General features: G+C 31.7%; 9 protein-coding genes and 1 pseudogene. 9 read left to right on the top strand and 1 reads right to left on the bottom strand.

Going from position 1 to position 12,085, the window contains the following annotated elements:
- The first annotated feature begins 25 nt into the window (after positions 1 to 25).
- The 5 genes and pseudogenes from mnmA to ASC44_RS16805 all read left to right on the top strand — a co-directional run.
- On the top strand, positions 26 to 1,216 hold the full coding sequence (gene mnmA, locus ASC44_RS16825) for a tRNA 2-thiouridine(34) synthase MnmA (protein WP_055448778.1): 1,191 nt from the start codon (positions 26 to 28) through the stop codon (positions 1,214 to 1,216).
- Between the two features lie 21 nt (positions 1,217 to 1,237).
- Entirely contained in the window at positions 1,238 to 2,848 is a 1,611-nt protein-coding gene (locus tag ASC44_RS16820) for a S8 family serine peptidase (RefSeq protein WP_055448777.1), read from the top strand.
- 25 nt (positions 2,849 to 2,873) lie between these two features.
- On the top strand, positions 2,874 to 3,836 hold the full coding sequence (locus ASC44_RS16815) for an NAD(P)H-dependent flavin oxidoreductase (protein WP_083476339.1): 963 nt from the start codon (positions 2,874 to 2,876) through the stop codon (positions 3,834 to 3,836).
- Between the two features lie 75 nt (positions 3,837 to 3,911).
- Positions 3,912 to 5,756, top strand: a complete 1,845-nt coding sequence (locus tag ASC44_RS16810) for a PLP-dependent aminotransferase family protein (RefSeq protein ID WP_055448776.1) — start codon at positions 3,912 to 3,914, stop codon at positions 5,754 to 5,756.
- A 211-nt stretch (positions 5,757 to 5,967) separates the two neighbouring features.
- Positions 5,968 to 6,222, top strand: a pseudogene (locus tag ASC44_RS16805) (MATE family efflux transporter); the annotation flags it as partial.
- Between the two features lie 138 nt (positions 6,223 to 6,360).
- Here the strand turns inward: ASC44_RS16805 and ASC44_RS16800 are convergent.
- Entirely contained in the window at positions 6,361 to 7,443 is a 1,083-nt protein-coding gene (locus ASC44_RS16800; protein WP_055448774.1) for a T9SS type A sorting domain-containing protein, read from the bottom strand.
- 131 nt (positions 7,444 to 7,574) lie between these two features.
- Between ASC44_RS16800 and ASC44_RS16795 the strand changes: the two genes are divergently transcribed.
- The 4 genes from ASC44_RS16795 to ASC44_RS16780 all read left to right on the top strand — a co-directional run bounded on the left by ASC44_RS16795 (position 7,575) and on the right by ASC44_RS16780 (position 12,081).
- Positions 7,575 to 9,488, top strand: coding sequence for a helix-turn-helix domain-containing protein (locus ASC44_RS16795; protein WP_055448773.1), 1,914 nt, complete (start codon positions 7,575 to 7,577; stop codon positions 9,486 to 9,488).
- Between the two features lie 193 nt (positions 9,489 to 9,681).
- A complete protein-coding gene (locus ASC44_RS16790; protein WP_055448772.1) occupies positions 9,682 to 11,064 on the top strand; it encodes an MATE family efflux transporter in 1,383 nt (460 codons plus the stop codon).
- 141 nt (positions 11,065 to 11,205) lie between these two features.
- Positions 11,206 to 11,433 carry a hypothetical protein gene (locus ASC44_RS16785; protein WP_055448771.1) on the top strand — a complete coding sequence of 76 codons (228 nt, stop codon included), beginning with the start codon at positions 11,206 to 11,208 and terminating at the stop codon, positions 11,431 to 11,433.
- A 66-nt stretch (positions 11,434 to 11,499) separates the two neighbouring features.
- Positions 11,500 to 12,081, top strand: a complete 582-nt coding sequence (locus ASC44_RS16780) for a phosphatase PAP2 family protein (RefSeq protein ID WP_055448770.1) — start codon at positions 11,500 to 11,502, stop codon at positions 12,079 to 12,081.
- Positions 12,082 to 12,085 lie beyond the last annotated feature (4 nt).

Genomic DNA, 12,085 nt, shown 5'->3' with positions numbered 1-12,085 from the left:
GCGCAGTCGAAAGGCGAAACCAAAGATGAAAAAAAGAGTAATAGTAGGACTTTCAGGAGGCGTAGATTCTAGCGTTGCAGCTTATTTGTTAAAAGAGCAAGGCTACGAAGTTATTGGTCTTTTTATGAAAAACTGGCATGACGATACCGTAACCATTTCAGACGAATGTCCATGGTTAGACGATAGTAACGATGCCATGTTGGTTGCTGAAAAATTAGGCATTCCGTTTCAAACGGTAGATTTAAGCGAGCAATACAAAGAACGTATTGTAGACTATATGTTTAATGAATACGAAAAAGGAAGAACACCAAATCCGGATGTCCTTTGTAACAGAGAAATAAAATTTGATGTCTTCATGAAAATTGCATTAGATCTTGGTGCAGATTATGTAGCAACAGGTCATTATTGCAGAAAAGGAATTGTAGAGAAAGACGGAGAAGAAACGTTTCAGTTATTAGCAGGAAAAGATAATAATAAGGATCAGTCTTATTTTTTATGTCAACTCTCTCAAGAACAATTAGCAAAAGCATTATTTCCTATTGGGGAGCTTCAAAAACCTGAAGTACGTGAAATTGCTGCAAAAGCAGATTTAATTACGGCAGATAAGAAAGATTCCCAAGGTTTATGTTTTATTGGTAAAGTACGTTTGCCAGATTTCCTTCAGCAACAGCTTAAACCTAAAGAAGGTGTTATAGTTGAAATACCTAAGGATAACGAGCATTATAAAGCAGGACCAAAGTCTTTCAATACAAAAACAGAAGAATTAGAGTATTTGTCTAGAAAGGCAAATTATAAAGTAGAAGATGGTGAAGTAGTTGGTAAGCATCAAGGTGCTCATTACTTTACAAAAGGTCAGCGAAAAGGCTTATCTGTAGGAGGTAAAGTAGAACCTTTATTTGTAATTGATACCGATGTAAAAGAGAATGTAATTTACACAGGTCAAGGTAAAGCACATCCAGGATTGTATAAAAAAGCATTGTTTGTTTCTAATGAAGAATTGCATTGGATAAGACCAGATTTAGCTTTAAAAACAGGTGAAACTTTAAGCGTTTTAGCTAGAATTAGATACAGACAACCTTTAGATAACGCAACGTTACATAAAGTAGAATCTGGATTATATGTAGAGTTCGAAAACTTACAATCCGCAATTACCGAAGGTCAATTTGTAGCTTGGTATTTAGAAGACGAATTGGTTGGTTCTGGTGTAATTTCGTAACTTGGAATAAAAACAGTTTATATGATTAAAAAAATAGGATTACTCGTCATTTTATGCTTTCATTTTAATGCTATCGCTCAAGAAGATGCGTGGGTTTATTTAGTAGATAAAGAGAATGTACAGGCCTCAATAGCGAATCCTATTACAATACTCACTCAAAAAGCAATCGATAGAAAAAGCATGCATAGTGTTTCTATAGATGAGAGAGATGTACCTGTAAACGAAAACTATATAATACAACTAAAAGCACAAACAGGAATAACGGTTTTAGCTAAATCTAAATGGTTTAATGCTATACATGTTCGTGGTTTGCAAGTAGATATTTCGGCTTTAATTAACTTATCTTTTGTAAATGAAATTATATATGCAGATAATAATTTAAACTCTAAAACAGTAATAAGTAAACCTAAATCCGATTTTAAATTCGAAAGTGCTAGAACAACTTATAATTATGGGAATGCCTTAAACCAAATACAGATGTTTAATGGTGACGATTTACATATTGCCAATTACACAGGCGCTGGTATGACAGTTGCAGTTATTGATGCCGGTTTTCCGGGAGTAGATAATATAGCAGGTTTTTCGCATGTTAGAGATGCTGGAAATATTCTAGGAACTTACGATTTTGTTGCTAGAGATGTTGATGTTTATACAAACACAACCAGTAATCATGGGACTTTAGTTTTAAGTGATATGGCTGGGTTTGTACAAGACAACTTTGTAGGTACAGCACCAGACGCAGAATATTATTTATTTATTACTGAAGATGCACCAAACGAAAATCCAGTAGAAGAAAGCTATTGGGTTGAAGCGGTTGAACGTGCGGATAGTTTAGGTGTGGATGTTGTTAATACATCATTAGGTTATAAGAGTTATGACAATGCTAACTATTCTCATAGTGATGCCGATTTAGATGGATTAACAACTTATATTTCTAAAGGTGCAAATATTGCTTTCGAAAAAGGAATGCTTATGGTAACATCGGCAGGAAATTCAGGAGCTAGTGGTATTGCAGCGCCAGGAGATGCACCAGGAAGTTTTACTATTGCGGCTGTAAATGCAAATAGTAATTATGCTAGTTTTAGCTCGCAAGGTAGTAATATACAGCTTACTCAAAAACCAGATGTAGCAGCACAAGGACAAGCAAGTTATGTTATTTCACAAAATAATAATATTTCTACAGCTAATGGTACTTCTTTTAGTTCACCAATTATGGCTGGAGGTATAGTTTGTTTATGGCAAGCATTACCTAATCTAAATAATGCAGAAATAATGCAATTGGTTAGGGAATCTGCCTCTCAGTTTAATAATCCAGATTATTTATTAGGTTATGGTATTCCAGATTTGTCTCTAGCATTAAACCAAGGCTTGTCTGTAGAAAATTTTACAGCTATAGACACTAATTTAATTGTATTTCCTAATCCGGTAAATAATGAATTAAATGTGCATTTACCATCAACATATGAAGTAGGTAATATTACTTTATATAATATTCTTGGGAAAAAAGTACTAGAAAGCCAAGTGTCTCAAGCCAACCGAAAAGTGAATGTTAGTCATTTTTCAAAAGGTGTGTATTTACTTAAGGTAGAAGCCGATGGTTTCTTAAAAACATTAAAACTTATAATTAATTAGTCTGTTAAAATTCACGATTTTTTAAATGAAAGAAATAAAAAGTAATACCCAAAATAAAATAACAAAACTCTTCAACATAAAACACCCAATAATCCAAGCAGGAATGATATGGAATAGTGGATGGAAACTAGCATCTGCAGCAAGTAATGCAGGTATTCTTGGTCTTATTGGAGCAGGAAGTATGTATCCAGACGTGTTAAGAGAACACATTCAAAAATGCAAAAAAGCAACAGATAAACCTTTTGGTGTAAACGTACCTATGTTATATCCTAACGTAGCCGAGATTATGGATATTATTGTAGAAGAAGGTGTCACCATTGTATTTACTTCCGCAGGAAATCCTAAAACATGGACCAAATGGTTACAAGATAAAGGTATAACAGTTGTACATGTGGTAAGTAGTGTAAAGTTTGCATTAAAAGCACAAGCAGCAGGAGTAGATGCTATTGTAGCCGAAGGTTTTGAAGCTGGAGGACATAATGGTAGAGATGAAACCACAACGCTTACCTTAATACCAATGGTAAAAGAACAATTGCAAATACCATTAATTGCAGCAGGAGGCATTGCAACCGGAAAAGCCATGTTAGCCTGTATGGTTCTTGGCGCAGATGGTGTACAAGTTGGAAGCCGTTTTGTAGCAAGTACAGAGTCTAGCGCTCACCAAGCGTTTAAACAAGTGGTTGTAGATGCTAAAGAAGGCGATACACAGTTAACTTTAAAAGAATTAGCGCCTGTGCGTTTAGTTAAAAACAAGTTTTTTAACGAGTTACAAGAATTATATAAAACCGCACCAACACCTGAGCAACTTAAAGAGTTATTAGGTAGAGCAAGAGCAAAACGCGGTATGTTTGAAGGTGATTTGGAAGATGGCGAATTAGAAATCGGACAAATAGCAGGATTAATACACGATATAAAACCAGTTGCGGATATAGTAGAAGAGATGGTTTTAGAATTTGAGGCAGCTAAGGTTAATGCTGTTAATTTGTAAGCTATTAATTTTGTAGAGACTATTTTACTGAGTAATCACATTACTATAAAACTTCCTAATTAAAGGACGAAAATTATGAAAGAGAATAAAATGCTAAGTTATATTGAAAATGTATTAACGAATATGCCAACCGATTGGCTAAATCTAACAACTCACCGATTAGATATTTACGATGAGTCTTTGGCAAAAGTTCAATTTTTAAACCAGTTTGAAGCTTTGTATAAGGCTAATAATTTTGAGACTGCTGCACTAAATAATTTACCAACAGCTTACGATTATATTAGATTAGGCCATCCATTATCTTGTGTATTAGAATGGGCAATAGCTAATTTAAATAATGTAGAATCTAATAATGTTATTGGTTTCGATTCTCAAACCATTCCTGTTTTATCTATTTTAAGAAAGAATTTGTTAGCGAATAAAAACACGCAAATTGTTTACACAGGAAACTTGCCAAAACGTTTTGATACTGAAGTTTTAAAAACGGTTTACGGTTATAAATTCGAACTTAATAAAGTTGAAAAAGTAGAAGATATTGCTAAGTTTAGTGGTAGTACAATTTTTATTTCTGAAGACGATAAAATTCAAGCAACCAATCTTCATTCAAACGTGGACTTCTATATTAATCTTTATGGTCAATTAGGAAGTGTTTTAATAGTAAATGGAGAAGAAAATGAAAGTTATATTTCAGATATTCAACATGTAAGACGAAGAGAAACTGTTGCCACAACACCAGATAATGCACTTGTTGCTTTGAAGGCTTTAACAGAAGATGCTTCAATTAAAACCGAAGACCATAACAAAGAAGCAAATAAAGCATCGGTTTTAGAGGCTATTAAAACCGTTACAAATACGAGCATAACACCACTTGTAGCATCAAGCGGATTATCTATACAGTACGCTATTTTAATGGGTTTAATTGATGACGCCTTAGAAAAACATAAAGGGAAAGCTATTAAAATTGTGGTGCCACCAAATTGTTATGGAGGTACAAATGACCAAGCCAGACGTGTTGCTGCTTGTGTTGATAATGTTGAGATTGTAGATTTATTAGTAGATGGAGACAACGATATGGTACAAAGTATTGATACCGTTTTAGCTAAAATTGCTAACGAAGATGCTATACCATATATTATTGCTGAAATTCCAACAAACCCAAGAGTTGAGGTGCCAGATTTAATACAGTTAAAAGCGATTTTAAGTCAAGAACGTAAAACACCTTCAGGTAGCATTGCTATTGATCCAGTATTTATTTTAGATCAAACATTTTGCCCTAATGTGCACTTTTTAGGTGAAGACGATATACTATCAACAGTAAGAACCATTTCATTTGCAAGTGGCTCTAAGTTTCCTAGTGGTGGAAAATGTACTGCTGGATATTGCGTAGGAAATAAAAGTACTACTACATTGATGGAGAAAATAGAAAAGCATCTTGATCTTTGCGATAATGAAGCAACCGTTTTTCAATATCAAATTCTAGCGAAGCAATTGCCGTCTATGAATCAAAGAATTAATGATGCTTATAAAAACACTCGCGAATTTGTAAACTTTATTCACGAATCGCTTCCTGGTGCAAAAATTAATTTTGTTTCAGAAGCGCTAGCAGCACAAGGCTTTACACCTTCGGTATTTTCATTAGACCTTCCTACAAAAGGAAATACAGACGAAGAAAGAGAGACTTACAAAAGAGCATTGAATTTAAAGTTAATCAACTTAATGATTACCGAAATTCCTAACGAGAGTAAATACTGTGTTAGTTACGGACAGTTAAAAGGTTGTTACTGGACAATTCCGGCAACGTCTACTCAAGGTACAACCAAAGAAGGCGATAAAGATTATATAGCAAGAGTTGCATTATCTGCTAATATGGATTTAGAGCTTCATAAAAAGGTCTTTTTAAAGTTTGTAGAAAGCATTTAAGACTATAAATATTTAAACACATTTAATGGTGGTATTTTACTGAAAGGTAAATTACCACCATTATTGTTATATAATCTTTTATAGCAATGTAAATAGGCCTAAAATGTTTGTTTCTTTGATTAGAAAAGAGCTTTTGTGTTGCTATAATTTTTAGATGTAAAATTCTGAAAAATAAAATATGCAAACCAAAACTAAGCATTACTTTTGCCAAATGATATTGAGTAATTACACTAAAGAGTTTAAATACAACTGGCAACTAGCAGCACCTGTAATGTTAGGTATGCTTGGGCACACTTTTGTTAGTTTTGTAGACAACATTATGGTTGGGCAATTAGGTACAGCAGAATTAGCTGCAGTATCGCTTGGTAATAGTTTTATGTTTATTGCTATGTCTATAGGTTTTTGTACAGCTATAACGCCTTTGGTAACAGAAGCAGATGCTGCTAAGGCTTTTTTTAAGCTAAAGATGATACTTAACGTCTCTTAACAATTTGTTACTATAAAGTTTTAAGCCTCTGCAACTAATTGTTGAGAGGCTTTTTTTATACATAATACATAGAAAATCTCTTTTTAGAGTTAGGTCTAAGTAATAATAAAAAGTGTTTTATTCTTTAATAAATTTTAAAGTATTCTTATTTTCTATTTTTAAGAAATATACTCCAGATTTTAAATTACGAACATTAATAGATTTGTTATTTGTAATGTTACCAGACATGATAACTTGACCTATAGTATTATATATATTGTATTTTTCTGTTGTTGTTAAACCTTTAATTTTGATTTCTTCTCTTGAAGGATTTGGGTAAAGGCTAGTGTTTGAGTTATAAGTAAACTCGTTTATGGATAATGTAGTGCTGTGTTTAGATATTTTACCATTAACAAGCTCTGCAACATACATATCGTTACCATTTATAGCAACGCCATAAGGACCTCCTTCTAAAGGGTCTGTAGCGTTATCTGTGTCATAACTTAATAATGTACTAACCGTATGAGTAGTGTCTGTCATGTCTATAGTTGAAACAGTTTCGTCAAAATATTGTGCTAAATATATTTTATTACCTGAAACATCAATTTGTGTAGTATAGCCTGAACTTGTTGCGTATTCAGTAGCGGTAAGAGTGGTAGCTGTAAGATCTACTTTATAGATTTTCTCATCTTCAACAGAACTAACATATAAATCGTTACCATCAATTTTTAGTCCATAAGGGCTGGTGATGTTACTAACTACTGTAGTGGCAGTTGGAGTTGCAGCTGTTACATCAATTTTTAATACTTCATTATTTAAATAGTTTGCTATATATAAATCATTCCCATGAAAATCTAAGCAATAAGGAATGCTTAAACCTTCATTAGCTAAAACAACAATTTGAGTTGGGTTTGCTAAGGTTAAATCAATTTTCGCAATTGTATGAAGAAAAGGAAGAGAGTAGTATAAGAAGTTACCTTTTATTGCCATTCCAACGGGGCCTTGTAGGTTCCCAATTATTGTAGTAGCCGTTGTAGGAAGGGATGCTGTAATATCCACTTTACTTATTTTTTCGCCACCAAATTCAACTATATATAAGTCGTTCCCATTTAATTTTAATTGAACAGGGCTTCCTATATTTGTTGAGACATCAACTTGTGCTTTAGTATAAGTAGTGTTTAGTAGTATACAAAGGGTCAAGAATTGTAATAATAGTTTCATGATTGATTTTTTTTAAAAATTTATAGTCAAATCTATGATAATGAATCAAAGAGTTCTTATTTTAGCCATAGACAAAGTATAGACAGGTCTTTAAAGTGTTGATTTACATGTGTTTAATTATTTTTTTTTAAATGAAAACTCTCCTTATATATTGTGTTTTTGTATTTTATGTTTCTATAAGTTTTTCTCAACAAAGTGCTGATAGAGTTATAACAGAGGATTTAAAAGCGAAAGTAAAATTGTCTAGTCGCACCTTAGAGCTTTATACTTTAGACTCGTTAGTTTTAAGTACCAGATATGGTTTTGGTTATAAGGAATTGGCTAAAGAAACTATAGATTTAGCTGCTGAATTAGGTTTCTCTAATATCGCAGCAAAACACACTGTAGACTTAATAAATTTTCATACCAATATTTCTGAACATTCCGAAAAGGGCTTAGAATTATTTATAGAATTTTTAAATAGTGATATAAAGGTAACAGACACTTTGTTAATGTCAGATTTATATTTAAAAGGAGGAAATAGCTTCTTCGGATCGGGACAAATGAAAGAGGCTGAAAACAATTATACCCAATCCATGAAAATGGCATTAATGGCTAATGACTCTTCAAGATTTGCTGTTGCTAATAATTATAAAGCATTTACACTTCTTGAAATGGGATTTTTTACAGAAGCTTCTCAAGGGTATCAAGAATCACTGTCTTTTTTTGAAAAACATAACGATACAATAAATGCCCTAAATACCCGAATTGGATTATCTGTTGTTTATGGTAAGAATGAATTTTATAAAGAATCTTTTGAGGAATTATTTAAGGTAAGAGATATGGCTTTGGCATTAAAGAACTCTCCATTGTTTAGCATTGCCATGTCTAATATTGCCGTCAACTATTATAATTCTGAACAGTATGATCAATCCATTAAAGTTTTAAAAAAGAATATTAAGTTATCAGAAAAACTACCTTTTTTTTCTTATAATTCTTCGCATGATTACACGTTTCTTGTAAAATCTTACTCAAAATTAGATAGTTTAAAGGCGGCTAGTCTAGTTGTAAAAAAAATGGAAAAGAAATTAATTAATAATCCAGACAAGCAACTTGAGTCTTATTTTTTGGAAGCAAAAAGTCATCTTCTTTTTGCTAAAAAAGACTATGTTCAAGCTATTGTAAACGGAGAGAAATTATTAAAGATGCAAAGGAAGGCATTAAACTATGAAAATATTTTGTCCACTCTTAATATTTTGTATCAAGCCAATGCTATTTTAGGAAATGATTCTATTGCATTTTCGTACTTTAAAGAACATACCCGTATTAATGATTCTATAAATAGTGTGCTTAAAGTAAATGGTTTATCATATTACCAAACACTTTATGAGACTGAAAAGAGAGATGCAGAAATAACCAGTCAAAAATCAGAAATAGAGCTATTAGACGAAAAGTCTAAAGTTCAATACCAGTGGATATTATTATTAGCATTATCAATACTAATTATTTTAATAGCGTTGTATTTAGTACAAACTAAGAGCAAGCAAAAAGCTGAGATAAATAAAAACAAACAAACTTTAGATCAACATAAAATAAAAGCAACCAAACTCGAAAATCATTTATTAAATAAAGAAATAGAATACAAAAAGAAAGACTTAGTTAATTTAGCAATAGAAATTACGCAAAATCAAGAATGGGCTAATGTTTTATTTCAAAAATTTAAAAATTTAGCAAAGTTACAAGGACAGGAAAGAGATACTGAATTAATTGAATTTGGTAATGAAATTAAAAGCAAAATGCTGGTTGATGTAGAAGTAAGCGATTTTCATGATCAGGTAGATGTTTTAAGTAGTAGTTTTTATAATAAATTGAATGAACAAATATCTAATCTATCGAAAACAGATTTAAGAATGTGTTCTTTAATTAGGATGAAATTAGAAACAAAACAAATTGCTATTTTACAAAATATAAGTCCCGCTTCTGTTAGAACATCAAGATATAGACTTAGAAAAAAGCTTAATTTAACTCAAGAGCAAGACTTAGATAATTTTATTCTAAATTTTTAATAATTCATAATTAGTTTATGCCTTTTTAAAAATATTATGAATTAAATTTAATTTAATGACTTTAAAAGAAATATCTGCCTTTTATTGAATATGCTATTGCTTCTAAAAGGATTCTTAATTACTCCAAACAGTTGTTGTAAAATTCTCCAAAAATAAAATTCACAAACCAAAAGCTAAGTATTACTTTTGCTAAATGGTTTTAAGCAACTACACCAAAGAATTTAAATACAACTGGAAACTAGCAGCACCTGTTATGTTAGGTATGCTTGGTCATACTTTTGTAAGTTTTGTAGATAACATTATGGTTGGCCAATTAGGTACTGCAGAATTGGCAGCAGTATCACTTGGTAATAGTTTTATGTTTATTGCTATGTCTATAGGTATTGGCTTTAGTACAGCTATAACACCTTTGGTAGCAGAAGCAGATGCTGCTAAGGATTTTTCGGGAGGAAAATCGGTATTAAAACATGGTCTTTTTTTATGTTCTGTTTTAAGCGTTTTATTATTTTTACTTGTTCTTTTTGCTAAACCATTAATGTATTTAATGAAACAGCCTATTGCTGTTGTAGAGCTAGCTATTCCTTATTTAAACTTAGTTGCATTCTCTTTAATTCCGTTAATTATTTTTCAAGCGTTTAAGCAATTTAGCGATGGTTTGTCTATGACAAAATATCCAATGTATGCTACCATTATAGGTAACGTAATAAATGTAATACTAAACTATTTATTAATTTTTGGAAAATTTGGTTTCCCAGAAATGGGAATGGTTGGAGCAGCTTATGGAACTTTAGTTTCACGTTTTGTTATGTTATGGTACTTATGGTATTTATTGAAGAAAAAAGAAAAATCGAAAGCCTTTGTAACCAATATAAAGTTATTTGTTTTAGATAAATTAATGCTAAGAAAAATAACAAGCTTAGGAGCACCAAGTGCTATGCAAATGTTTTTTGAAGTTGCCATTTTTACAGCCGCTATTTGGTTAAGTGGTTTATTAGGTAAAAATCCTCAAGCGGCAAACCAAATAGCCTTAAACCTAAGCTCTATGACGTTTATGGTAGCTATGGGATTAAGTGTAGCTTCTATGATTAGAGTAGGTAACCAAAAAGGATTAAAACAATATTTCGAGTTACGCCGTATTGCCTTTTCATTATTCCTTTTAGGAATCATTTTTGCTATTGGTTTTGCCATATTATTTGCAGTATTTCATGACTACTTACCACGCATTTATGTCGATTTTGATGATGTTGTAAATTTCGACGATAACATGGAAGTAGTTTCAATAGCCTCTCAGTTATTACTGGCAGCAGCAATATTTCAAATTAGTGATAGTATTCAAGTGGTTGTTTTAGGCGCTTTACGTGGTTTGCAAGATGTTACAATACCAACTATAATTACTTTTATAGCCTATTGGTTAATAGGTTTTCCAATAAGTTGGTTTCTTGGTAAAGAGGATGCTTATGGTAGTTATGGTATTTGGTTAGGTTTATTAACTGGTTTAACTAGTGCTTCAATTTTATTATTTATTAGGTTTAACTATCTTACAAAAAAGTTGATAGCATCTGAAAACAATAATTAAAAGAATAGTCATGAAATTAGATTCCTGCCTTCGTAGGAATTACAAAATAAATATAAAACACATTCCTGTCTGCATAGTAATGACAAAAAAAGTTAATTTTGTTTAACGACGCAACAACAAACAATTAAAGAGATATTACAAATGACACTTCCAAAATTTATATTAGGTGATAATACCGATCTACCAAATGCTATTTTTGTAATCCATACAGAATTTCCAATGTTTATTATAAACCTGGAAGATGATGAGGTAGAATGGTTAGAAGATTTCGATCAACACGATCAAAAGGAATTAGAAATGGAAACTGAGAATATGATAGCAGAGGCAACCGCTTTTTACGATAGAGAAGTGGCACGCTACGACGATTAAATAATATTTAATTGTGAGGTTGTTTTTTACGACTTAACAATAACTAGAATAAGCCAAAAATAATATATGTTAGAACAATTAGTAGAATTAGATCACGAATTATTCTTGTACTTAAACGGTTTAGGTAGCGAAATCTGGGATGGTTTTTGGCTATTTTATACAGATAAAAAGCACTGGATTCCTTTCTATGCGCTATTAGCTTTCTTTATGTATAAACGATTAAGCAGTAAAATGTTTATTCTTACGTTAATTGTTATTGTTTTTATGATAACATTTACAGATCAAGTAACTAATTTATTTAAACATGGTGTTGAGCGCTTAAGACCTTGCCATAATCCAAATTTAGCAGACCACATGCGTTTAGTTAAATCCTGGTGCGGTGGACAATTTGGTTACTTTTCTGGGCATGCAAGTAACTCTATGGCAGTTGCTATATTTACAGGGTTAACGCTAAGAGATCGTTATAAATATCTAATCTTTATACTTATTTTTTGGGCAGCTTTAATGGGCTATAGTCGCATATATATTGGAGTGCATTTTCCATTAGATGTTTTAAGTGGTTTTACCTTTGGTGCTTTATCTGGTTTCGGTTTTTATAGATTGGATAAATACCTTCAAAAACGATTTGTATATAATAAAGAAGACTAATTTT

Origin of the sequence: Lacinutrix mariniflava, assembly GCF_001418015.1 — a bacterium.
Classification (GTDB): domain Bacteria; phylum Bacteroidota; class Bacteroidia; order Flavobacteriales; family Flavobacteriaceae; genus Lacinutrix; species Lacinutrix mariniflava.
Note: the sequence above shows the minus strand (reverse complement) of the source record. Positions and strands in the feature narration are given on the sequence as shown.

Bases quoted from the DNA above. Each gene is read 5' to 3' on its own strand.
- mnmA (WP_055448778.1), top strand. From the start codon at position 26: ATGAAAAAAAGAGTAATAGTAGGACTTTCAGGAGGCGTAGATTCTAGC.
- ASC44_RS16820 (WP_055448777.1), top strand. From the start codon at position 1,238: ATGATTAAAAAAATAGGATTACTCGTCATTTTATGCTTTCATTTTAAT.
- ASC44_RS16815 (WP_083476339.1), top strand. From the start codon at position 2,874: ATGAAAGAAATAAAAAGTAATACCCAAAATAAAATAACAAAACTCTTC.
- ASC44_RS16810 (WP_055448776.1), top strand. From the start codon at position 3,912: ATGAAAGAGAATAAAATGCTAAGTTATATTGAAAATGTATTAACGAAT.
- ASC44_RS16800 (WP_055448774.1), bottom strand. From the start codon at position 7,443: ATGAAACTATTATTACAATTCTTGACCCTTTGTATACTACTAAACACT.
- ASC44_RS16795 (WP_055448773.1), top strand. From the start codon at position 7,575: ATGAAAACTCTCCTTATATATTGTGTTTTTGTATTTTATGTTTCTATA.
- ASC44_RS16790 (WP_055448772.1), top strand. From the start codon at position 9,682: ATGGTTTTAAGCAACTACACCAAAGAATTTAAATACAACTGGAAACTA.
- ASC44_RS16785 (WP_055448771.1), top strand. From the start codon at position 11,206: ATGACACTTCCAAAATTTATATTAGGTGATAATACCGATCTACCAAAT.
- ASC44_RS16780 (WP_055448770.1), top strand. From the start codon at position 11,500: ATGTTAGAACAATTAGTAGAATTAGATCACGAATTATTCTTGTACTTA.